The following is a 23,735-nucleotide window of genomic DNA, read 5'->3' as shown; positions in this document are numbered from 1 at the left end:
AAAAGGCCCATTCACCGACAGCGGTGAATGGGCCTTTTTCTGAAGTGGCAGGTTCAGATCATTTTCAAACCTTGACGATCCAACCCGCGGGCGCTTCAACGTCACCGGTCTGCACACCGGTCAGTTCTTTGTAGAGCTTCTGGGTAACCGGGCCGACTTCGGTTTCGCTGTGGAACACGTGCATCTTACCGTTGTGCTGGATGCCGCCGATCGGTGAAATCACCGCAGCAGTACCGCAGGCGCCGGCTTCCTTGAACTGGTCCAGTTTGTCGATGAACACTTCGCCTTCGACCACGTCCAGGCCCAGGCGGGTCTGGGCCAGTTCCATCAGCGACAGGCGGGTGATGCCTGGCAGCACCGAAGGCGACTTCGGCGTGATGAACTGGTTGTCGTGGGTGATCCCGAAGAAGTTGGCCGAGCCGACTTCTTCGATTTTCGAGTGAGTCATCGGGTCCAGGTAGATCGCGTCGGCGAAGCCGGATTTCTTCGCTTCAGAGCCCGGCATCAGGCTGGCGGCGTAGTTACCACCGACCTTGGCGGCACCGGTGCCTTGCGGCGCAGCGCGGTCGAAGGTGGAGATCTGGAAGTTATGTGGCACCAGGCCGCCTTTGAAGTAGGCCCCGACCGGGATAGCGAACACCGAGAAGATGAACTCCGGCGCAGAGCGTACGCCGATATTGTCACCGGTGCCGATCACGAACGGGCGCAGGTACAGCGCGCCGCCACTGCCATACGGCGGGATGAAGCGCTCGTTGGCCTTGACCACTTGTTTGCAGGCGTCGATGAAGTCTTCGGTCGACACATGCGGCATCAACAGGCGGGCACAGCTGCGTTGCATACGTGCAGCGTTCTGGTCCGGACGAAACAGGTTGATCGAACCGTCCTTGCAGCGATAGGCCTTCAGGCCCTCGAAGCATTGCTGGCCATAGTGCAGGGCGGTGGAGCCTTCGCTGATGTGCAGCACGTTGTCGTCGGTCAGGGTGCCTTCCTGCCATTCGCCGTTTTTCCAGACCTGGAGAAACCGCTTGTCGGTCTTGATGTAGTCAAAACCCAGCTTGTCCCAATTGATGCTTTCGTTACCCATGACACCCTCTATCTCTGGTCAAGTCGGATTTTTTTCTGGATGGGAGCAACAATACTGCATTCTTGGCTTGTGTGGGAGCGGGTGGGTGGACCATTGAGCCTTTGTATTGGCTGGTCCACCGTCATCGCGGGCAAGCCCGGCTCCCACATTTGACTGCATTCCAAATGTGGGAGCTGGCTTGCCTGCGATAGCGTCACCGCAGTTTCACAGATGCAAGGCGTGCCCCAGTGCCCGCAATGCCGCTTCCTGCACCGCCTCGCCAAGGGTCGGATGGGCGTGAATGGTGCCGGCCACATCCTCAAGGCGCGAGCCCATTTCCAGGCTCAGGCCGAACGCGGTAGACAGCTCGGACACCCCAGCCCCCACGGCTTGCCAACCGACAATCAGATGATTGTCACGCCGCGCCACCACCCGCACGAAACCGGCTTTGGACTCAAGCGTCATGGCCCGACCATTGGCGGCGAACGGGAAGCTCGACACGATGCAGTCCAGCCCGGCAGCCTTGGCCTCGTCCGGGGTCTTGCCGACCACCACCAGTTCCGGGTCGGTAAAGCACACCGCTGGAATCGCGGCCGGGTTGAATTCGCGGGTCTTGCCGCTGATCAGTTCGGCCACCATCTCGCCCTGGGCCATGGCCCGGTGCGCCAGCATCGGTTCGCCGCTGAGGTCGCCGATGGCGTACACATTGCGCATGCTCGTCTGGCAGCGGCTGTCGATCTTGACCGCCGCGCCGTTCATGTCCAGGTTCAGCGCTTCGAGGTTCCAGCCTTGGGTGTTGGGTTTGCGCCCAACGGCTACCAGCACCTGGTCGGTGTCCAGCGCCAAGGTGTCGCCATTGGGCGCACGCACTTGCAGCTTGTTGTCGGCAAAGCCGGTGACACTGTGCCCAAGGTACAGCTTCACCCCGAGTTTCTTCAGGGACTCGGCCACCGGTAAGGTCAGCTCGGCATCGTAGGCGGGCAGGATATGTTCCTGGGCCTCGACCACACTGACCTCGGCACCGAGCTTGCGATAGGCGATACCCAGTTCCAGGCCGATATAACCGCCGCCCACCACAATCAGGCGCTTGGGCACGCGGGTCGGTGCCAAGGCTTCGGTGGACGAGATGATCGGCCCACCAATCGGCAGCATCGGCAGGTTGACACTTTTCGAACCGGTGGCCAGCAGCAGGTGTTCGCACTGGATGCGCTGGTCGCCCACCTCGACAGTCTTGCCGTCGATAACCTTGGCCCAACCGTGAACGACCTGCACCTTGTGTTTTTTCAGCAGCGCGGCGACACCCGTGGTCAGGCGATCGACGATGCCGTCTTTCCATTCCACGCTTTTGCGGATGTCCAGAGTCGGCACATCCACTTCAATGCCCAGTTGTGAGCCCTGGCTGTGATGCACGGTCTGCTGGAACTGCTCGGCTACATGGATCAGCGCCTTGGACGGAATGCAGCCGATGTTCAGGCAGGTGCCGCCCAGTGCCTGGCCTTCCACCAGTATGGTGGGGATGCCCAGCTGACCGGCGCGAATCGCCGCCACATAGCCGCCGGGGCCGCCGCCGATAATCAGCAGCGTGGTGTGCAATGTCTGAGTCATGCCCTTACTCCAGGAACAGGCTGGCGGGTTGTTCGAGCAGGCTGCGAATGGCCTGGATGAATTGCGCCGCGTCCATGCCGTCGACCACGCGGTGATCGAAGGAGCTGGAGAGGTTCATCATCTTGCGCACCACGATCTGGCCCTTGATCACCATGGGCCGTTCGACGATGCGGTTGACGCCAACGATGGCCACTTCCGGCAGGTTCAGCACCGGCGTGCTGACGATGCCGCCCAGGGCGCCCAGGCTGGTCAGGGTGATGGTCGAGCCGGACAGCTCTTCACGGCTGGCCTTGCCTGTGCGTGCGGCGTTGGCCAGGCGCACGATTTCTTCGGCAGTGCCCCACAGGCTGCGGGCTTCGGCGTGACGCACCACCGGCACCATCAGGCCCACGTCGCTTTGCGTGGCGACGCCCACATGTACCGCGCCGAGGCGGGTAATGACCTGGGCTTCGTCGTCGTAGCGAGCGTTGATCTGCGGGAAGTCGCGCAGCGCCACCACCATGGCCCGTACGATAAACGGCAGCAGGGTCAGCTTGCCGCGTGTCGCACCGTGCTTTTCGTTGAGATGCACGCGCAACTCGTCGAGGGCGGTGACGTCGATTTCTTCCACGTAGCTGAAATGCGCGGCGCGCCGGGTGGCGTCCTGCATACGCTGGGCGATCTTGCGGCGCATACCGATCACCGGGATCTGGTGTTCATCATTGCGCTCGGCGTAAGGGTTGGCGGCGCTGGCGCTGGTGGCCGGCCCCTGGTGCAGGTACGCCTCCAGGTCTTCGTGCAGAATCCGGCCCGCAGGCCCTGTGCCATGGACCAGACGCAGTTGAATTCCGGCATCCAGCGCATGTTTGCGCACGGCAGGGGAGGCCAACGGGCGCTCGCTGGCTTCGCGGGCCACGGGCGCTGGTGGCGCGTTCACGGCTGGAGCCGGTTTGCTTTGAACGGGTGCCGTGACCGGTTTGGCTTCAACGACAGGCGCGGTCTTCATCGGTTCGGCAGCCACCGGCACATCCTTGGTGTTGCCTGCGCCTTCCACTTCAATGCTGATCAAAATACTGCCCACCGCCATGACTTCACCCGGCTCGCCGCCCAGGGAAATCACCTTGCCGTGGACGGGCGAGGGAATATCCACCATCGCCTTGTCGGTCATCACATCCGCCAGCACCTGGTCTTCAACCACCAGGTCGCCGACCTTCACATGCCACACCGACAATTCAACTTCCGCGATGCCTTCGCCAATGTCCGGCATCTTGATAACGTGCGTGCCCATTCAGACCTCCATGACCCGTTTCAACGCCGCACCCACTCGGGACGGCCCTGGGAAATACGCCCACTCCTGCGCGTGCGGGTAGGGCGTATCCCAACCGGTGACGCGCTCGATCGGCGCTTCCAGGTGGTGGAAGCAGTGCTCTTGCACCAGCGATACCAGTTCGGCGCCAAAGCCGCAGGTGCGCGTGGCTTCATGCACCACCACGCAACGGCCGGTCTTTTTCACCGACTTGACGATGGTTTCCAAATCCAGCGGCCACAGGCTGCGCAGATCGATGACTTCGGCGTCGATGCCGGTTTCTTCGGCGGCAACTTGCGACACATACACGGTGGTGCCATAGGTCAGCACCGTCACAGCCGAACCTGGGCGCACGATGGCGGCCACGTCCAGGGGCACGGTGTAGTAACCGTCCGGAACCTGCGCTTGCGGGTGTTTTGACCACGGCGTTACCGGGCGATCGTGGTGGCCGTCGAACGGGCCGTTATACAGGCGCTTGGGTTCCAGGAAGATCACCGGGTCATCGTTCTCGATGGAGGCGATCAGCAGGCCCTTGGCGTCGTAGGGGTTGGATGGCATCACCGTGCGCAGGCCGCAGACCTGGGTGAACACCGCTTCGATACTCTGGCTGTGGGTCTGGCCGCCGTAGATGCCGCCGCCGCAGGGCATACGCATGGTCAAGGGCGCGGTGAACTGGCCGGCCGAGCGATAACGCAGGCGCGCCGCTTCGGAAATGATCTGGTCGGTGGCGGGGTAGACGTAGTCGGCGAACTGGATTTCCGCCACCGGGCGCAGGCCATACGCGCCCATGCCCACGGCTACGCCGACGATGCCGCTTTCCGAGATCGGCGCGTCAAACACCCGTGAGCTGCCGTATTTGGTCTGCAAACCTTCGGTGCAACGGAATACGCCGCCGAAGTAGCCGACGTCCTGGCCGAACACCACCACGTTGTCGTCACGTTCGAGCATCACATCCATGGCCGAGCGCAGGGCCTGGATCATGGTCATGGTGGTGGTGGTCATGGCGGTTTCCAGTTCGATGCTGTTGTTGTGGTCGTTCATGTCACACCCCCAACTCTTGACGCTGGCGCTTCAAGTGCTCCGGCATCTCTTTATAGACGTCCTCGAACATGGTCGCGGCGCTTGGAATCTGGCCACCGGCGAGGGTGCCGTACTGTTCGGCTTCCTTCTGCGCCTTGACCACTTCGGCTTCAAGTTCGGCACTGACCGCCGCATGTTCCTCTTCGGACCACTGGCCAATCTTGATCAGGTGCTGCTTGAGACGGGCAATCGGGTCGCCCAGGGGGAAGTGGCTCCAGTCGTCGGCTGGACGGTATTTGGACGGATCATCGGAGGTGGAGTGCGGGCCGGCGCGGTAGGTGACCCACTCGATCAACGTTGGCCCCAGGTTGCGCCGTGCGCGTTCGGCAGCCCAGGCCGAGGCGGCATACACCGCGATAAAGTCATTGCCGTCTACCCGTAGGGAGGCGATGCCGCAGCCCACGCCGCGTCCGGCGAAGGTGGTGGCTTCACCGCCGGCGATGGCCTGGAAGGTGGAGATGGCCCATTGGTTATTGACCACGTTGAGAATCACCGGCGCGCGGTACACATGGGCGAAGGTGAGGGCGGTGTGGAAGTCCGATTCAGCGGTGGCGCCGTCGCCGATCCAGGCCGAGGCGATCTTGGTATCGCCCTTGATCGCCGAAGCCATGCCCCAACCCACGCCCTGCACGAATTGGGTGGCGAGGTTGCCGGAAATGGTGAAGAAGCCCGCCTCTTTGACCGAGTACATGATCGGCAACTGGCGACCCTTGAGCGGGTCGCGCTCGTTGGACAGCAGTTGGCAGATCAGGTCTACCAGCGGCACGTCGCGGGCCATCAGAATGCTTTGCTGGCGATAGGTGGGGAAGCACATGTCGTCGATGTTCAAGGCCAGGGCCTGGGCACTGCCGATGGCTTCTTCGCCAAGGCTTTGCATGTAGAACGACATTTTTTTCTGGCGCTGGGCGACCACCATGCGGTTGTCGAAGATGCGCGTCTTGAGCATGGCGCGCATGCCTTTGCGCATGATCTCGGTCGAAACACCCTCGGCCCACGGCCCGAGCGCCTGGCCCTGGTCGTCGAGCACGCGGATCAGGCCCTTGGCCAGGTCGGCGGTGTCGGCGGGTTCTACGTCGATGGCGGGTTTGCGTACCAGGCCGGCGTCGGTCAGACGCAGGTAGGTGAAATCGGTCTTGCAGCCTGGACGGCCCGAGGGTTCGGGAACGTGCAGGCGCAGCGGTGCATACGGCTGGGTCATGGCTTTCTACGCTCTATCTTGTGAATTTCTTGTAGTGGGCGCGCTAGCTGACAGTCAGTCTTCGGGTAGAAGAAATCTTGTCCTACAACAATCATAGGCGTGGCGTAGAAGAATATTTATCTGTGTTTCATTGCGCTCACCGTCATTTGCGGATAAAAAAACTGCATAAACATAATAAACAGGTGATTTTGTCTCATGCGCAAACTGGACCGTACCGATATCGGCATTCTCAACGCCCTGCAGGAGAATGCCCGCATCACCAACGCCGACCTGGCCCGCTCGGTCAACCTGTCGCCCACGCCGTGTTTCAACCGGGTCAAGGCGATGGAAGAACTGGGCCTGATTCGTGAGCAGGTCACGTTGCTGGATGCCGACCTGCTGGGGCTGCACGTCAATGTGTTCATCCATGTAAGCCTGGAAAAGCAGAATGAGTTGGCGTTGCAGCAGTTCGAAGGTGCGATCTCGGACCGGCCCGAGGTGATGGAGTGCTACCTGATGGCGGGTGATCCGGATTATTTGATCCGCGTGCTGGTGCCGACGATCCAGTCGCTGGAGCGTTTCATGATGGACTTTTTGACCAAGGTGCCGGGGGTGGCAAACATTCGCTCCAGCTTTGCCTTGAAGCAGGTGCGCTACAAGACGGCGCTGCCGCTGCCAGCCAACGGCATCAGCCTGGGCAACTGACTCAACGCGGTAAAAATGTGGGAGGGGGCTTGCCCCGATGGCGGTGTGACAGTCAACTTATGTGTAGCTGTTCCGCTGCTATCGGGAGCAAGCCTCCTCCCACATTTTTTACTGTATTTCAAAGTTGGTTGAGGGGGATCTTCAGGTAGGTCACGCCGTTTTCTTCCGCCGGCGGCATATGCCCCGCCCGCACATTCACCTGGATCGCCGGCAGCAACAAGGTCGGCATTCCCAGCCCGGCATCACGCTGGGTGCGCATCTCTACAAACGCCGCTTCATCCACCCCATCGTGCACATGAATATTCCCCGCCCTTTGTTCCGCCACAGTGGTCTGGCACTTGGCCTCACGCCCCTCTGGCGGATAGTCATGGCACACATACAGCTTGGTATCCGAGGGGAACGCCAACAGCTTGCGCATCGATGCGTACAACTGCCGCGCATCGCCGCCGGGGAAATCGCAGCGGGCGGTGCCGACGTCGGGCATGAACAGCGTGTCGCCCACCAGGATCAAGCGGCCGTCGATCAAGTAGGCCATGTCGGCAGGGGTGTGTCCCGGCACATGCAGGGCTTGGGCTTTCAAACCGCCGATATGAAAGACCTCATCCGGCGCAAACAGGTGATCGAACTGCGATCCGTCGACGCGAAATTCCGGCTCCAGGTTGAACAGGTTTTTGAACACACCCTGCACCTTGCTGATCGATTCGCCTATCGCGATCTTGCCGCCCAGGGTGCGACGCAGGTAGGGCGCGGCAGACAGATGATCGGCATGAGCGTGGGTTTCCAGCAACCACTGCACCTGCAAGCCATGCTCGCGCACGAACGCGATCACCTTGTCAGCCTGGGCGGTATCGGTACGCCCCGACGCCGGGTCGTAGTTGAGTACCGAGTCGACAATGGCGCAGGGGCCGCCATCCACTTCATAGACGATGTAGGTATAGGTCGACGATGCGTCATCCAGAAAGGCTTGAATCAACGCTGGCATGGCGGCTGTCCCCAATGAAGAAAAAAGTGGTTACAATCAGTTTACGTTTACACATAATGTTTTGAGCTTAAGTGACATAAAGGACCCGAAGCAAATGGAATCTACCTTGAGTGAGGGCGAAGTCGCCCAGTTGCGTGCGTCGGCGTCCAAGGCTTGTTCCTTGCTCAAGGCCCTGGCCAATGAAGACCGACTGTTGATCCTGTGCCAGTTGACCCAGGGCGAGCGCAACGTTGGCGAGCTGGAAGCCCTGACTGGCGTGCGCCAGCCCACGCTGTCACAACAGTTGGGCATCCTGCGCGATGAAGGGCTGGTCGCCACCCGCCGAGAAGGCAAATACATTTTCTACGGGCTGGCCAGCCATGAAGTGATTCAAGTGATGAAGACCCTGTCCGGGCTGTATTGCGGCGCGGTCATAAAAAGCTGGGCGTGACGCCATCCGGCAGCGACCCTTGTGTGCATTGACTCAAAAAGGCAGTAGACAATGACCGAACAACACTGGGGACCCACCATCAGTGGCGATATCGTAGTCATCGGCGGCGGCTCGGCAGGCATCGGCCTGCTGGCCAGCCTGCTCAAGCGCGACCCGCAGCTGAACATCATCCTGATCGAGCCCAACGATTACCACTGCTACCAACCGGCCTGGACCCTGGTCGGCGGTGGTGCCTACGACCTGCAAAAGACCCGCCGCCCCCTGGCCGAAGTGCTGCCCAACGGCGTCAGTTGGGTACAGGCCGCCGTCAGCGAAGTGCTGCCCGACGAGCAAACCCTGGTGCTCGACAGCGGTCAGCGCGTCACCTGGCAAAACCTCATCGTCTGCCCCGGTCTGCGCCTGGCCTGGGAGAAGATCGAGGGCCTGCCAGACACCCTCGGCCAGCACGGCGTCACCTCCAACTACAGCTATGAGCACGCCGCCTACACCTGGCAACTGGTGCAGCAACTCAAGGGCGGCAAGGCGCTGTTCACCCAGCCTGCCATGCCGATCAAATGCGCCGGAGCGCCGCAAAAAGCCATGTACCTGTCCTGTGATCACTGGCTCAAGCAGGGCGCACTGAAAAACATCGAGGTGGAGTTCAACCTGGCCGGCGCTGCGTTGTTCGGCGTGGCGACCTTTGTGCCGCCGTTGATGAAATACGTCGAAAAATACAAGGCGCGCCTGGCGTTCAACTCCAACCTGGTAAAAGTCGACGGCCCGGCGCGCAAAGCCTGGTTCGAAGTCAAGGACGCCGAAGGCAACGTGAGCGTCGAAGAGAAAACCTTCGATATGTTGCACGTCGTGCCGCCGCAGCTGGCCCCGGACTTTATCCGCGAAAGCGAGCTTGCCGACGCCGCCGGCTGGTGCGAAGTAAACCCCCACAGCCTGCAACACCTGCGCTACCCGCATATCTTCGGCCTTGGCGATGTGTGCGGTACCACCAACGCCAAGACGGCGGCCGCGGTGCGCAAGCAAATCGTGGTGGTGGCCGAGAACCTGCTGGCCCTGCGCAAACAGGCGCCATTGCCGCTCAAATACGACGGCTACGGCTCCTGCCCGCTGACGGTGGAGAAGGGCAAGGTGGTACTGGCCGAGTTCGGCTACGGCGGCAAGCTGCTGCCGACCTTTCCCCTGGACCCGACTCGGGCGCGCCGTTCGATGTGGTTCCTCAAGGCCACGCTGCTGCCGTGGTTCTACTGGAACGGTATGCTCAAGGGCCGCGAGTGGCTGACCCGTCTGAGCAAGGTGGACTGAATGCTGCTGGCCAGTCTGTTGGGTGTATTGATGGGCCTGGTCATGGGCCTGACCGGCGCGGGCGGCGGCATCCTTGGGGTGCCGGCGTTGGTGCTGGGGCTGGGGTTGACGATGACCCAGGCCGCGCCGGTGTCGTTGCTCGCAGTGGGTGCGGCAGCGGCGGTGGGGGCCATCGATGGCTTGCGCCATGGCCTGGTGCGTTACCGTGCGGCGTTGTTGATCGCCTTGCTCGGCGCGCTGTTTTCGCCGTTGGGCGTGTTCGTCGCCCACCAACTGTCGGAGCCGGTGCTGATGGGGTTGTTCAGCGCGCTGATGGTGCTGGTGGCCTGGCGCATGCTGCAACGGGAAAAGCGCGAGGCGGGGCCGAGTGACCATGGCGCCGCTTCATGGGGCCAGAAGAATTGCATGCTGGATCAACAAACCGGGCGCTTCTCCTGGACCGCCAAGTGCAGCGCCACCCTGGCTGCGCTGGGAGCTGTGACGGGTGCTGTATCGGGCTTGCTGGGCGTGGGCGGCGGCTTCCTGATCGTGCCGGCGTTCAAACAACTGACCGACGTGCAGATGCGTGGGATCGTCGCCACGTCGTTGATGGTGGTCAGCCTGCTATCGCTGATCGGCGTGGCCGGTGCGTTTCATGCGGGCGTGAGCATCGAGCCGGTGGGCTGGGTGTTTATCGGCGCGAGTGTCGTCGGCATGTTGGCGGGAAGGCGGTTGTGTTCGGTCATCCCCGCGCGGGTGTTGCAAGTGGGGTTCGCCAGCCTGTGTGGGGTGGTGGCGATTGGCATGTTTGTCAGCGCGTTGCTCTGACGCGGTACCGGTGCACGGTCACGAAGTCTTGCAGTTGGTCGGGAACCTCCTCATTGGGTGCTGACACTCAGTGAACGGCCGCAAGCGCCGGACTCCTCGACTACGCATAGGCGTTTTATGACAAGCATTACCGCTGCAAGTACGCATTTTTCGCTTCCCCTGCCGACAGATGAACATCCGTCATCACCTGTGACCGATGGCGTCGACACCTCAATGACGTCCCCTCGTCTCAGCCAGGATAGACCGATACCCAGCAGCCCGGCGCCCTCGCTGGGTAATCTGGGAGGCGCATTATCCTGGTCGGTTCCCTTGAGCGCAGGCGAACAGCGGCGCTTGCGTCTTGTCACGATGAATCACCAACACGCCCTTGGCGATCAGCCGCTGGTGATGCAAACCCAGGGCGGGGTGCTGGAGTTTCTGCGGTATCGGCAGCCGCTGCCGGCAGAGGCGGGCGACGACCCGGCTAAAATACTCCAGGCACTGGTCAACTCCCCGCAAGGGCAGCGGATGGGCAAAGCGCTACAGCAAACCATGCAAGGCGTTGACAGCGAAAGCAGCGCAAGCGATTACCTGCTGGCCGCTATCGCCCTGCAGATGGACCCTGAGTCGATCACTGCGCCCGGTCGCAACAGCGTTGCCGGTTTCGACCTGGGCAGTGACACACGTGGGGGGCACCACGCCTCCAAGGTTGTGGCCGGCTTGGCCGAACATTTGAGCAGTACTGGCAAAACCAGCGCTGCACTGGCGAGTGTCGGTGCGTACCTGTTGCTGGCCAAGGCGGCACCGCAGTTTCTGATCAAAGACATTCCCCCGACGGTAAAGGTTGGCAGTCAGGCGTGGGCCAGCCTGACGATGGCTGCGATGACGATTGAGGCGCACACACCCGGCAAAGTCCCTGGTATGACGTTTGCCCAAGTCATGAGTGAGGCGCAAGAAGCGCAGCGGGTCGACCCTGCAGTTACCCAAGCGGCACAAACCCTGGCATTGCTGGACTGGGCCGTGGCGAGCGGCGTGCTCACAAAAAGACAGGATGGCGACTATGTCCCCGCGCAACTTGAATCGGCAAGGGTCGCATTCAACGCGCAACAGGACGCCCGGCTCGTTGCTTCCCAGGCACTGGACACAGCACTGCCCACTCGAAAAGAGATCGCACTGGCCAAGCTCAAAGAGCGTTTTGGCGACCTTGGCGCATTTTTCGAAGAGAAAGCATTCGCGATTGATCAGCACTACGTGGCGATTGAAGGGGGAGGGATTTCGCTATTGGATATCGCCATGATCGACTGGCTGGAACCCCGGCTCTTCAGGGCGTATGAACCGAGCAGTTCACTCAAGGGCAATGACCTGCGAAGGGTGCTGACGCGTTTGAACGCCAACCGGCAGTTTGGCGTGCCGGCTGAATTCGAACGGCAGTTCAGCCGTGCGATCGAGGAAAAAAAGGCCGCCGTCAATACAGTGGTCAGGCACATGATTTCGCAACTGCCGTTGGAAGATCGCCAGCGCCTGGAGTTTGGGAAAATCAGCTTTTTCCAGGAAGGCTCATACGTCATGGATGGTCATTTCAATAATACGTATGGTCAAAATAAACCGGGGCTGCTGGTTAAAACTGAACTGCAAGGCGTGTCGCACACCTACGTCATCGACTTCAATAAAGGCACGATTGAAACAGCGAGCCTTTACGATACGAAGATCAGGGCGGACAGGGTTGGCAACAAGGTAACGACGACCAAAACGTTCACGCCCAGCCACAAAGCAGATGATCTTGGGCGTGAGCGCCCGTTGGATAACGGGCCATGGGAGAGCTTTACCAGTGCTCGATCCCATGGGATTGCCACGGCCTTTGTCGAGCACTTGGATCTCGACGATCCGGCTATCAAGTTGCAAGCCCGTGGGCAGACGGCCTTGGACACGGCGAACGCGCAGTTGAGCGAGTTTTTGTTGAACTTGATCCCCTTCAGGTCCGCCATTGTCAATTTTCAAAACGGCAAGTACGGGGACGGGGCTTTCGATCTCTTGCTGGATGTTTTCGGCTTTCTTACCGCCGGCACCGCCACCGCCGGAAAATTGCTCAAGGTCGGCCGCTCGGCGCTTTCCACCGGCGCCAAGGCATTGCGGGCGGCCAAGGTCATCGGTGTGGCGGCCATTGACGTGCTCAACCCTGTGGGAGGGGTGGGCGATCTGCCCAGGTTGGTGGGTACCGCTGGCCTCTATGTACTGTCCAAAGGCATCAAGGCCGTCAACAAACTCAGAGGCGCCACTGGCAGCTACGACGTGTTGAAAACTATCAGCAAACAGTACGACGTCGCGGCAACAGGCACCTTGAAGGTGGGAGGCCAGACAGTGGAAGGGGCTGCTGTGCTCAAAGGCGGCAAGTGGTATTCATTTGACGCTGACGCCATGCGACCTTATGGCAGCCCGCTTGAGCAGTTCAAAGTATCGACCCAGGCTGTCGACGGTGAGGTGGACACGGCGAACATCGATGGGCTGAGTGAATTGAGCCATGAGCTGTTCGGGCACTTCAAAGTGCCAGACCGCAAAATCGTGGGGCTGTCACGCAATAGTCAGGGGGTGTATGTGGCGGCCGATGGGCACATGTCGCATATACGCCATACCGACAGCAATGGTGATACAGCGGTATATGAGGTGCGCCAGGTTTCGCGCACGGACGACGGTGTTGTGCAGGCGCGGGTTTATCACAACAACCGGCAAACCGAGTTGCTGGTCCAGCATGTACAAGGTGACGAATGGCAGCGCCTGGGGGCGCCTGGTGGCGGGCAGATCACCGCTGAACATTTGCGGGCCTGGGAGGCGTTGTCGCCGGATGAACAGGCCAGTCTTACCCGAAAGGGCTTTGCCAAAAAGAATCACCTCCCCCAGAAAACCTTTGAGTACTACGTGAAACCTGACGGCCAGTTGAGCGATACCGGTGTGATCGTGCGTGACCGCCCCGCCAACGCATTCACCGATAAGGTGACCGAAACGCATGTGCGTGCTTGGCAAAATATGACACAAGCGGCGCGTGACGAAATGACCCTGGACGGATTTATCGGCCTTCATAACCTTCGGCCGGGTACATTCAAAAGCTATGTGCGCCAGGATGGCACCCCGATGATCAGGGGCGAAGCGCTGCTCAAGTCGTCCGTTTCCCCCAGAAGCAACCAAATTACCGATGATCATTTACGCCAGTGGGATGAGCTTTTCAGCAGCCCGGACAACACATTGACGTCTGCGCAGTTTGTTAGTCAACACGGGCTCAGCCAACGTAGCTGGGAGCTGTACGTCAAGGCGGATGGTTCTTTAAAGGAGATGGGCTTGCAGCGCCTGGAACAGGCACGGAAAAACGCCGCACTGGCTTCCGGTGGCCAGGCCCCGCTTTTCATGGCTGATCATTTGCGCGCTTGGCAGGCGTTGTCTTTGGAGCAACAACAAAGCCTTACCCGTGAGGGGTTCGCCCGGCAGAAACACCTCCACCCGAGAGTTTTTGAGCGCTACGTGCAACCCAATGGTCAACTGACCGCTACCGGTGTGGCAGTGCGCGACCGCCTGCCCGGCACGCCCTTCTATCCGGTGACTGAAACCCACATCCGTGACTGGCAAGACATGACACAGGCGCAGCGTGACGTAATGACCCTCGAAGGGTTTGCCGAGCTTTATCACGTCAATCCGGGGTCGTTCAAAACGCATGTACGGCGAGATGGGACCTTGGGGCCAGTCGGCAGGGAGCTGATGGACAGGGTAGCCGGGGTCGTCCCTAACAGAATTACCGATGAGCATCTTCGCCAATGGAAAGCGCACTTCGAGAGCCCGGATAACGCGGTCACGCAAGCGCAGTTCACCCGCGAGAACGGGCTCCATCCTGCTACGTGGAGGGACTGGGTCAACCCTGACGGCTCCTTGAAAAAGACCGCCAGGGAACGTCTTGAGCGCGCTGCACTGGGGCCCGCGGCCCATGCTCCGAGGGCGCCGATGCTATTGATCACCGCCGAGCATTTGCGCGACTGGGAGGCGCTGCCGCTTGCGCAACAGCAAGGCTCTGCCCGTAAGAACTTTGTCCGACATAGACACATCTCCCCGAGAACCTTTGATCACTACGTGCAGCCTGACGGCAAACTGAGCCCTGCCGGCGAGCTTGTGCGCGACCGCGCGGCCAACACACCGGTTGACAAGGTGACCGAAACGCACATCCTGGCGTGGCAAAACATGACACAGCAGGCGCGGGACGCCATGACCAGGGAAGGTTTTGCCGGTCACCATAACCTCAGTGCGCACTCATTCAGATCACATGTACGGGCAGACGGCAGCCTGTCGGCCACCGGCGAAGCACTGGTGAGCAGCGCAACCGATGGCACCTATAGGCGGATCACCAGTGACCTTTTGCGCCAGTGGCAAGTGCTTGCCACCAATGCGGACAACTCAATGACGCAAGCGCAGTTCTTGCACCAGCACAGGCTTAATCCAAGCGTCTGGACGAAGTACGTTAAAAGTGACGGCTCCTTTACAGCGATTGCTGTCCAACGTCTCGAACGGTTACAGCAAAACACTGGACCGCGTCTCACGCCCCAGCAACCTGCTGTGGATACGGCACGAAAACGACCGGCATCAGACCCTCTGGACCCGCCGCAAGCGAAGGTTGCGGATCTGACCTTGCACGCCGATACGCCTCAGGGCGTAGAGGCCCCGGGGCCAGCGTTGGCAGTCCCGCCTGTCGTTATCAAGGTTGAGCCCAGTGATTTCCAGACACTGCCCCGCCATCAGATCGACAACACACTGCCGATCCTGCAGGACCCGGCGAACCCCAGGCTCAGCTTGACTCAAGCACTTGAAGGTCCTATCGATGACATCCGTATCGCCTACTGGAATGGTGTGCTTGACGGGCTGGATAGCGCAACAAAGGCGCGCGTTTCAGCCCAAATCAAGGAATCGATCAAAGACTGGCTGCGAACCGAAGGTCAACACCAGTCTCGGTTTGAGGAGGCTATGGAAGTGGTCACGCCGCTGGACGATGGTGGGCCGGCTCGCGGCGCTTCGGTGTGGGCGCGGCGCGATATTCCTCAATATGAAGTGCTTGGTCCGTATGCAGGCAAATATCACCCAGACGAGGCGTCGTTGTTCGAGGAGCAACGCAAGCAAGGCTCGCGGGCTGTAATGACCTACCTGTTTGGTACCCGTTCGGGTACGCGGACGGTGAGTGGGCTGCACACGGGCAACACCCTGAGCCTGATCAACACCTCGCAACTGGGCGATGGGCCAGCGTGGAGGTCCAACAATGTCGTGTCCATCTCGGTCGGGAAAAACCTGACGTTCTACGTGGCGCTGAAGGACATCAAGAAAGGGGAAGAGTTATTGCTGGACTATGGACCGTTCTATAAACCGGTACCTGATATTGCGATCAAACCGGATCCTGATCGCTGAGTTCAGTGCTCGGCGCGTCAGCCTCCGCCCCCGAGCGAAAGCGCCAGCAGGCGCTTTCGTCAGGACGCTTCCTCGACAATGGACAGGTCGTTTTTTATGACAAGCATTAGCGCGGCACACACGCATTTTTCGCTTTCACCGCCTGCTGCTGAAAATCAGTCGGCGCCCGTGACCGACACCTCGTTGACTCCCCAGCCTCCCAACCAGGATGTGCCGTTGCCCGGCAACCCCGCCCCCTCGCTGGGGCATCTGGGCGGGGCATTGTCCTGGCCGGTTCCCTTGAGCGCAGACGAACAACGACGCTTGCGTCTTATCACGATGAATCACGCACATCATCTGGGCGATCAGCCGCTGGTGATGCAAACCAAAGGCGGCGTGCTGGAGTTCTTGCGGTATCGCCAGCCTCTCCCGGCGTCTGTGCAGGACGACCCTGCCAAGATGCTCGAAGCGCTGATCCGTTCCCCCCAGGGACAACGGATGGGCAAAGCGCTGCAACAAAGAATGCAGGGCATTGACAGCGCGAGCAGCGTGACGGATTACCTGCTGGCAGGCATCGCGTTGCAGATGGATCATGAGTCGATCAGCGCCCCGGCGCGCAACAAAATAGCTGGGTTCGACCTGGCCAGTGACCATTATTGGGGCCACCCCCCATCGGCAGTCGTGGAAGGCTTGGCCGAACACTTAAGTCGCACCGGCAAAACCAGCGTTGCGCTGGCAAAAGTCGGTGCGTACCTGTTGCTGGCCAAGTCGGCTCCGCAGTTTCTGATCAAAGACATTCCCCCGACGGTGAAAGTCGGCAGCCAGGCCTGGGCCAACCTGACGATTGCCGCCATGACGAGCGAAGCGCAGGCACCGGGCAAAGTTCCCGGCATGACGTTTGCGCAGGTCATGAGCGAGGCTGAAAACGCCCGACGGGTTGACCCTGTGGCCACTCAGCATGCCCAGACTGCCGCGTTACTCGATTGGGGCGTTGCGAATGAAATCATCCCCAAAAGAAACGCTGACACCTACACCGCCGCACAACTTGAAACCGTCAGAACCGAGTTCAACCAACAGCTTGATGAGCGGATGTCTGCTTCAAAAATACTGGACAAGGCAATACCGACGCGAACAGAAATCGCACAGATCAAGTTGCAGGAACGGTTTGGAGACTTGGGCGCGCTGTTTGAAGTCAAAGCACTCAGCACAGATGCGTCTCGCGTGGAGCACGGGCAAAACGGGATAAGCGGCACTCACTCACTCTTGGACTACGCCAAGATGGACTTGCCGAATCCGAGGCCGCTGAAGTCGAGCGACTCCCGCATCCCCGTAGAGGCGCTGAACAATAATCCTACGTTCGGCGTTCGGGAGGCTTTCGAACAGCAGTTCACCAGCGCCATCCAAGCAAAAAAGGCTGCGATCAATACAACCGTCAGGCACCTGATCTCGCAGCTACCATCTGCGGATAGGAGGAACTTGGAGTTTGGAAAAATCAGCTTTTTCCAAGAAGGCTCATACGTCATGGATGGTCATTTCAATAATACGCAGGCTCAAAATAAACCTGGACTGTTGGTCAAAACTGAATGGCATGGCACAACAAAAGCCTACGTCATCGACTTCAATAAAGGCTCGATTGAAAGGGCGAGCGTGTACGCAGCGCAGGTTCAGGAGTCCAGGGCAGGCAAAAATGTTTCTACGACCAAAGCGTTCACGCCCCGTCATAACGCAGATGATCTGGGTCGTGAACGCCCGTTGAGTGACGCACTTGTGAATAGTTTCACCAGCGCTCGATCCCGTTCGATTGCCGACGCCTTTGTCCAACACCTTGATCTCGATGATCCCGCTATAAAAGAACAGGCGCGCGGGCAGACACCCCTCGACGAGTATTACAGCCCCAAGCCGTTGAACGATTTTTTGTTGAACCTGATCCCCTTCAGATCGGCCATCGTCAATATTCAGAATGGTAAATATGGTGAGGCAGCATTTGATCTCATGCTGGACATCTTCGGCTTTGTTACTGCGGGGGCCGCCACGGCTGGAAAACTGCTCAAGATCGGCAGCGCTGTTCTCTCCAGCGGTGCAAAGGTGCTAAAGGCTGCCAAAGTCATTGGCGTCGCCACGATTGACTTGCTCAATCCGGTGGGTGGTTTGGGGGATTTGGCAAGGCTAGTGGGCAGCGGCGGCTTGTATGTACTGTCCAAAACCGTCAATAAACTCAGAGGTGCCACCGGCAGTTACGACGTATTGAAGGCGATCAGCAAGCAGTATGACGCAGCGGCGACAGGCGTGGTGAAGGTGGCCGAACAGACGGTGGAGGGAGCCGCCGTGCTCAAGAACGGCCATTGGTATGCTTTTGATGCCGACGCGATGCGACCCTATGGCAGCCCGCTCGAAGAGTTCGTGGTCGCAACCCAGGCTGTCGCCGGTAAGGTGGGCGCTCCGCACCTCGAAGAAGTGAGCGAACTGAGCCATGAATGGTTTGGTCAGTTCAACGTGCCTGAGTCGCGTATTGCTGGCCTTTCACGTAATGGCCAGGGCGTGTATGTGGCCGCCGATGGGCACCTGTCTCATATACGTCATATCGACAGCCACGGTAAGGCGGCGGTGTACGAAGTCCGCCAGGTGTCGCGCACGGAGGACGGCGTTGTGCAGGCCCGGGTTTATCACAACAACCGGCAGACCGAGTTGTTGGTCCAGCATATACAGGGTGACCAATGGCACCGCCTGGGGGCAACCGGTGGTGCAAAGCAAATCACCGCTGAACATTTGCAGGCGTGGGAAGCATTGCCGCGCCAGGAGCAAATAAGGCTTACCCCCAAGGGCTTTGCCCGCCAGCACCAACTGCCCTGGAAAACGTTTGAGTACTGTGTGAAAGCTGACGGTCGACTGAGCGAAACCGGCTTGATCGTGCGTAACCGCCCCGCCAACACGCCGTTCAACAAGGTGGACGAAGCGCATATCCAGAGTTGGCGAAGCATGACTCAGCATGAGCGTGGCGCCATGACCATAGACGGTTTTGCCGTTCATCATCACCTGAATTCGCATACGCTCAAAAATTATGTGCGGGTCGATGGCAGCCTTGGGCCAGAGGGTGAAGAGCTATTGGGCAGGGCTGCCGGTACTGCCTATGAGGTAATTACCGATGAGCATCTACACCAGTGGCGCACGCTCTTGGCACAACCGAACAACGTAGTGACGTCAGCGCAGTTCATGAGCCAACACAGGCTCAGCCCAGGCAGTTGGAGTCGCTTCGTTAAAAAGGATGGTTCCTTGAAAGAGGCGGCCGTGCGACGTCTCAATCAGGCCGAGCAAAACACCGCGCTCGCCCCCACCTTCCAGACTTCGGCACGCAAACAGATCATTACGGGTGAACATCTACAGGAGTGGGAGGCGTTGTCGCCCGCGCAACCGCGAAGCATTACCCGTGAAGACTTTGCCCAACAGAGGAACCTCTCGCCGAAAACCTTTGCCTACTATGTGCAGCCTGACGGCCAGTTGAGTGATACCGGCAAGATTGTGCGCGACCGCGCGGCCAATACACCCTTCAAAATGCTGACCGAAACGCATATACGTGATTGGCAAAGCAAGACGCAGCAGGCGCGTGACGCAATGACCATGAACGGATTTGCCGGCCATCATCACCTTAATCCGAGTACGTTCAAAAATGGTGTGCGGCAAGATGGTGGCCTTGGGCCGGCCGGTGAAGCGTTGTTGAACAGGGCGGCCGGTCTCACCTATACCGCGCTTACTGATGACCATCTACGCCAGTGGCGGGCGCTCTTCGCTCAATCGAACAGGTCAGTCACGCAGTCGCAGTTTTTGAGCCAACATGGGCTCAACCCAAACACTTGGCATCAGTCCGTTAACGCCGATGGCTCTTTAAAAGCGGCGACCGTGCAACGCCTCAATCGGGCAGAGCAAGATATCCCGCAGCTCCCCGTGCCCGAGCAACCGGCTGCGAGTGCAACACGAAAACGGCCTGCGCAAGACCCTCTGGATCCGCCGCCGTCGAAATCTTCGGATCTGAACACTCCCACCGACACGCCACACAGCGAACAGATCCCAGGTTCGTCTTCGGACATCGTCGTTATCAAGGTTGAACCCGACGTTTCCCCTGTACTACCTCGTCATCAGATCGACAATACTCTGCCGATTCTGCAGGACCCGACGAACCCCAGGCTCAGCTTGACCCAATCACTTGAAGGCCCTATCGAGGACATCCGTATCGCCCACTGGAATGGTGTGCTTGACGGTCTGGATAGCGCAACCAAGGCACGCGTTTCAGCCCGGATCAAGGCGTCGATCAAAGACTGGCTGCGGACCGAATGCCAGCACCAGTCCCGGTTTGATGAAGTCCTGGAAGTGGTCACGCCGCTGGATGATGGTGGGCCGGCGCGCGGCGCATCGGTGTGGGCGCGGCGCGATATCCCCCAATTTGAAGTGCTTGGCCCGTATGCCGGCAAGTACCATGCAGACGAGGCGTCGTTGTTCAAGGAGCAACGTAAGCAAGGCTCCCGGGCTGTACTGACTTACCTGTTCGGTACACGTTCGGGTGTGCGTACGGTGAGTGGGTTGCACACGGGTAACACTCTGAGCCTGATCAATACCTCGCAACTGCGCAATGGGCCAGCGTGGAAGTCGAACAATGTCGTTTCCGTGGCGGTCGGGAAAAACCTGACGTTCTATGTGGCGCTCAAAGACATCAAGAAAGGTGATGAATTGCTGCTCGACTATGGGCCGTTCTATAACCCTGTGCCTGAGATAGCGATCAAGCCGGACCCCGATCGTTGAGGTGAGCCGCTCGGCGCAGGCAGTGGGCCAGCCGATGCCGCCTTTCGGCCGTTTGAAGATCAATTGTGCGTTCGCCATGGAAAGATGAGCGCTGCTCAGGTTTACTACTACCTGAGTAAGCGCTTCACCGACCTTGCACGTCGGCTCACCAAGGTCACCGAATGGATAAATACACCCCCCACACCTGGCAGCCCCACGAGCGGCCGAGCCTGCCCGGCTCGCCGTCGACGCCGCTGCACCCCACCCACAAGCGCTGGCTGTTTGCGCTGGTAGGCGTGCTGGTAGCAATCACCGGTGGCCTGGGCAATGCCCTGGTTATCGCCAACCTGCAATACCTGCAAGGCGCACTGGGCGCGACCACCGCGGAAATGGCCTGGCTGCCCGCCGCGTATGTCATGACCAACGTGTGCATGAACCTGCTGCTGGTGAAGTTTCGTCAGCAGTTCGGCCTGCGTGCGTTTACCGAAGTGTTCCTGGTGTTGTATGCGCTGGTGACTTTCGGCCACTTGTTTGTCAACGACCTCAACTCGGCCATTGCGGTGAGGGCGGCTCACGGCATGGTCGGCGCGGCGCTGAGTTCGTTGGGTTTGTACTACATGATCCAGGCGTTCCCGGCCAAGTGGCGCTTGAAAGCTCTGGTGCTGGGGCTGGGCACCGCGCAATTGGCGCTGCCCCTGGCGCGGCTGTTTTCCGAAGACTTGCTGCAGATCGCCGAATGGCGCGGGTTGTACCTGTTTGAACTGGGCCTGGCGCTGATCTGCCTGGGTTGCGTGTTCCTGCTCAAGCTGCCGCCCGGTGACCGCTTCAAGACCTTTGAAAAACTCGACTTCCTCACCTTCGCCATCCTTGCCACTGGCGTTGCTTTACTGTGTGCGGTGCTGTCCCTGGGGCGTATCGACTGGTGGCTGGAAGCGCCGTGGATCGGTGTGGCCTCGGCCTGCTCGCTGGTACTGATCATGGCGGGGCTGGCCATCGAGCATAACCGCAGCAACCCGATGCTGATGACGCGCTGGCTGGGCAGCGGCGTGATGATTCGCCTGGCCTTGGCGGTAGTGCTGATTCGCATGGTGCTGTCCGAGCAATCCACCGGTGCGGTGGGGTTCATGCAAATGCTGAACATGAGCTACCAGCAAATGCATACCTTATATGTGGTGATGCTGGCCGGGGCGATTGCCGGGCTGGTGGTCAGCGCGTTGACGATCAACCCGGCGCACCTGTTGATGCCATTGGTGATTTCCCTGGCACTGATGGCGACAGGTTCGGTGATGGACAGTTTTTCCAGCAACCTGACGCGCCCGCAAAACCTCTACATCAGCCAGTTCCTGCTAGGCTTTGGCGGCACGTTCTTCCTCGGGCCGACCATGGTGCTGGGCACGAAAAACGTGCTGACCAACCCGCGTAACCTGGTGAGCTTCTCGGTGATGTTCGGGATTTGCCAGAACCTCGGCGGCCTGATCGGCGCGGCGTTGCTGGGCACCTTCCAGACCGTGCGCGAGAAGTATCACTCAAGCATGATCGTCGAGCACCTGACCTTGATCGACCCCCGTGTAGCTGCGCGAGTGCAGAGCGGCGGGTCGGCCTACGGTGGCATCGTCGCCGACCCGGAACTGCGCAACCTGATGGGCATCCGCAGCCTGGCCACGGCGGCCACCCGTGAAGCGAATGTAATGGCTTACAACGATGTGTTCATGCTGATCGCGATTATTGCGATCCTGACCATGCTGTGGATCTTCACCCGCAGTCTATGGTTGATGAGCACCACCAAGGCAATCCCTCCTGTTCAACCCAGCGGCGCGACTTCATGACCGAACCTTCAACCACCACCACAACCGCCATCGCTGCCACACCGGAAGGCAGCACGCCACCGGGCGCCGTGCCCACCCAATTGCGACCTTTGCGCGTGCGCATCATCTCGTCCCTGGGTTTTGCCGCCATCGCCATCATTGGTGTGCTGATCGTGCTGTACGCCTGGCAATTGCCGCCGTTCAGCAGTGCGGTGGAAACCACCGAAAACGCTCTGGTGCGCGGGCAGGTGACGATTATCGGCCCGCAACTTGGCGGCTATGTGTTCGAAGTACCGGTGCAGGATTTCCAGTATGTAAAAGCGGGCGACCTGCTGGTACGCCTGGATGACCGCATCTACAAACAGCGCCTGGACCAGGCCCTGGCGCAACTGGCGGTGCAGAAAGCGTCGCTGGCCAATGTGGTGCAGCAACGCAACAGCGCCGAAGCGACCATCAAGCTGCGTCAGGCCGCGCTGGTCGACAGCCAGGCCCAGGCGCGCAAGAGTACCGCTGACTTGCGTCGCAACGAAGAATTGATCAGCGATGGCTCGGTGTCCAAGCGCGAACTGGACGTGACCCGCGCCGCCAATGCCCAGACCATTGCCGCCGTAGCCCAGGCCCAGGCCAGCCTGGAAATTGCCCGGCAAGACCTGCAAACAGTGATCGTCAATCGCGGCTCCCTGGAAGCGGCAGTCGCCAGTGCCGAGGCGGCGGTGGAGCTGGCGCGGATCGATTTGTCCAACACCCGCATCACCGCGCCACGCGATGGTCAGTTGGGGCAGATCGGCGTGCGCCTGGGTGCCTACGTTAACTCCGGCGCGCAATTGATGGCCCTGGTGCCCAAGCAGCTGTGGGTGATCGCCAACATGAAGGAAACCCAGATGGACAATGTGCAGGTCGGCCAGCCGGTAACCTTCACCGTTGACGCGCTGAACCATCGCAAATTCCATGGCACGGTGCAGCATATCTCGCCGGCAACCGGCTCGGAGTTCAGCCTGTTGCAGGCGGATAACGCCACCGGCAACTTCGTCAAGATCGCCCAGCGCGTGCCAGTGAGGATTACCGTGGACCCGGACCAGGCCGAGAGCGAGCGGTTGCGACCTGGGTTGTCGGTGGTGGTGAGTATCGATACGGCAGGGCGCCTGAAAAACAGCCCACCCTGACACTGATACTGACACAGTGCAGAGCAAAATGTGGGAGGGGGCTTGCTCCCGATTAGCACAGGTATCTACACAACTTTGCATTCGCCAACAGTAACCATGATGCGCAGCGAGCCGCTCTTGCTCTTGATCTTGATCTTGATCTGCTTTTGATCTCAGGCGCCCCGTTAAACCACGCTGGC

Annotated in this window: 14 protein-coding genes; 8 read left to right on the top strand and 6 right to left on the bottom strand. The window is 60.0% G+C overall.

All coding sequences use genetic code 11. From position 1 onward, the window contains the following. Window positions 1-64: 64 nt before the first annotated feature. The 5 genes from E4P00_RS11370 to E4P00_RS11350 all read right to left on the bottom strand — a co-directional run bounded on the left by E4P00_RS11370 (window position 65) and on the right by E4P00_RS11350 (window position 6,231). A complete protein-coding gene (locus tag E4P00_RS11370) occupies window positions 65-1,084 on the bottom strand; it encodes a branched-chain amino acid aminotransferase (protein ID WP_005789450.1) in 1,020 nt (339 codons plus the stop codon). Between the two features lie 204 nt (window positions 1,085-1,288). Beyond that, entirely contained in the window at window positions 1,289-2,668 is a 1,380-nt protein-coding gene (lpdA, locus tag E4P00_RS11365; RefSeq protein ID WP_032880474.1) for a dihydrolipoyl dehydrogenase, read from the bottom strand. A gap of 4 nt (window positions 2,669-2,672) precedes the next feature. Then, on the bottom strand, window positions 2,673-3,935 hold the full coding sequence (locus E4P00_RS11360) for a dihydrolipoamide acetyltransferase family protein (RefSeq protein WP_078821749.1): 1,263 nt from the start codon (window positions 3,933-3,935) through the stop codon (window positions 2,673-2,675). Then, window positions 3,936-4,994 (bottom strand): alpha-ketoacid dehydrogenase subunit beta, encoded by a 1,059-nt coding sequence (locus E4P00_RS11355; protein WP_005789444.1) that lies wholly within the window; start codon window positions 4,992-4,994, stop codon window positions 3,936-3,938. 1 nt (window position 4,995) lies between these two features. After that, window positions 4,996-6,231 (bottom strand): 3-methyl-2-oxobutanoate dehydrogenase (2-methylpropanoyl-transferring) subunit alpha, encoded by a 1,236-nt coding sequence (locus E4P00_RS11350; protein ID WP_005789442.1) that lies wholly within the window; start codon window positions 6,229-6,231, stop codon window positions 4,996-4,998. A gap of 195 nt (window positions 6,232-6,426) precedes the next feature. Between E4P00_RS11350 and bkdR the strand changes: the two genes are divergently transcribed. Continuing rightward, window positions 6,427-6,915, top strand: a complete 489-nt coding sequence (gene bkdR, locus E4P00_RS11345) for a Bkd operon transcriptional regulator BkdR (protein ID WP_005789440.1) — start codon at window positions 6,427-6,429, stop codon at window positions 6,913-6,915. A 118-nt stretch (window positions 6,916-7,033) separates the two neighbouring features. Here bkdR and E4P00_RS11340 read toward each other — a convergent pair whose 3' ends face one another. Continuing rightward, window positions 7,034-7,897, bottom strand: a complete 864-nt coding sequence (locus tag E4P00_RS11340; protein ID WP_248131492.1) for an MBL fold metallo-hydrolase — start codon at window positions 7,895-7,897, stop codon at window positions 7,034-7,036. 94 nt (window positions 7,898-7,991) lie between these two features. Here E4P00_RS11340 and E4P00_RS11335 point away from each other — a divergent pair, with 94 nt between their 5' ends. From E4P00_RS11335 to E4P00_RS11305, 7 genes are all read left to right on the top strand, one after another. Next, a complete protein-coding gene (locus E4P00_RS11335; protein WP_005789341.1) occupies window positions 7,992-8,327 on the top strand; it encodes a metalloregulator ArsR/SmtB family transcription factor in 336 nt (111 codons plus the stop codon). 51 nt (window positions 8,328-8,378) lie between these two features. Beyond that, complete coding sequence (locus E4P00_RS11330; RefSeq protein ID WP_216091760.1) at window positions 8,379-9,623, top strand: FAD/NAD(P)-binding oxidoreductase; 1,245 nt, start codon at window positions 8,379-8,381, stop codon at window positions 9,621-9,623. Then, window positions 9,624-10,430, top strand: coding sequence for a sulfite exporter TauE/SafE family protein (locus tag E4P00_RS11325; protein ID WP_005789338.1), 807 nt, complete (start codon window positions 9,624-9,626; stop codon window positions 10,428-10,430). 309 nt (window positions 10,431-10,739) lie between these two features. After that, entirely contained in the window at window positions 10,740-15,839 is a 5,100-nt protein-coding gene (locus E4P00_RS11320) for an SET domain-containing protein-lysine N-methyltransferase (RefSeq protein ID WP_248131490.1), read from the top strand. 96 nt (window positions 15,840-15,935) lie between these two features. Then, window positions 15,936-20,609, top strand: a complete 4,674-nt coding sequence (locus tag E4P00_RS11315) for an SET domain-containing protein-lysine N-methyltransferase (protein ID WP_248131488.1) — start codon at window positions 15,936-15,938, stop codon at window positions 20,607-20,609. Window positions 20,610-20,770: 161 nt separating this feature from the next. After that, window positions 20,771-22,414, top strand: a complete 1,644-nt coding sequence (locus E4P00_RS11310) for an MFS transporter (RefSeq protein ID WP_005789335.1) — start codon at window positions 20,771-20,773, stop codon at window positions 22,412-22,414. Then, entirely contained in the window at window positions 22,411-23,556 is a 1,146-nt protein-coding gene (locus E4P00_RS11305) for an HlyD family secretion protein (protein WP_005789334.1), read from the top strand. The genes E4P00_RS11310 and E4P00_RS11305 overlap by 4 nt, the downstream gene beginning before the upstream one ends. Window positions 23,557-23,735 lie beyond the last annotated feature (179 nt).

It is taken from the genome of Pseudomonas sp. B329 (assembly GCF_023127835.1).
In the GTDB taxonomy this organism is placed as follows: Bacteria; Pseudomonadota; Gammaproteobacteria; order Pseudomonadales; family Pseudomonadaceae; genus Aquipseudomonas; species Aquipseudomonas synxantha_A.
Note: the sequence above shows the minus strand (reverse complement) of the source record. Positions and strands in the feature narration are given on the sequence as shown.

Excerpts from the sequence above, each read along its gene's own strand:
- E4P00_RS11370 (WP_005789450.1), bottom strand. The coding sequence starts at position 1,084 with ATGGGTAACGAAAGCATCAATTGGGACAAGCTGGGTTTTGACTACATC.
- lpdA (WP_032880474.1), bottom strand. The coding sequence starts at position 2,668 with ATGACTCAGACATTGCACACCACGCTGCTGATTATCGGCGGCGGCCCC.
- E4P00_RS11360 (WP_078821749.1), bottom strand. The coding sequence starts at position 3,935 with ATGGGCACGCACGTTATCAAGATGCCGGACATTGGCGAAGGCATCGCG.
- E4P00_RS11355 (WP_005789444.1), bottom strand. The coding sequence starts at position 4,994 with ATGAACGACCACAACAACAGCATCGAACTGGAAACCGCCATGACCACC.
- E4P00_RS11350 (WP_005789442.1), bottom strand. The coding sequence starts at position 6,231 with ATGACCCAGCCGTATGCACCGCTGCGCCTGCACGTTCCCGAACCCTCG.
- bkdR (WP_005789440.1), top strand. The coding sequence starts at position 6,427 with ATGCGCAAACTGGACCGTACCGATATCGGCATTCTCAACGCCCTGCAG.
- E4P00_RS11340 (WP_248131492.1), bottom strand. The coding sequence starts at position 7,897 with ATGCCAGCGTTGATTCAAGCCTTTCTGGATGACGCATCGTCGACCTAT.
- E4P00_RS11335 (WP_005789341.1), top strand. The coding sequence starts at position 7,992 with ATGGAATCTACCTTGAGTGAGGGCGAAGTCGCCCAGTTGCGTGCGTCG.
- E4P00_RS11330 (WP_216091760.1), top strand. The coding sequence starts at position 8,379 with ATGACCGAACAACACTGGGGACCCACCATCAGTGGCGATATCGTAGTC.
- E4P00_RS11325 (WP_005789338.1), top strand. The coding sequence starts at position 9,624 with ATGCTGCTGGCCAGTCTGTTGGGTGTATTGATGGGCCTGGTCATGGGC.
- E4P00_RS11315 (WP_248131488.1), top strand. The coding sequence starts at position 15,936 with ATGACAAGCATTAGCGCGGCACACACGCATTTTTCGCTTTCACCGCCT.
- E4P00_RS11310 (WP_005789335.1), top strand. The coding sequence starts at position 20,771 with ATGGATAAATACACCCCCCACACCTGGCAGCCCCACGAGCGGCCGAGC.
- E4P00_RS11305 (WP_005789334.1), top strand. The coding sequence starts at position 22,411 with ATGACCGAACCTTCAACCACCACCACAACCGCCATCGCTGCCACACCG.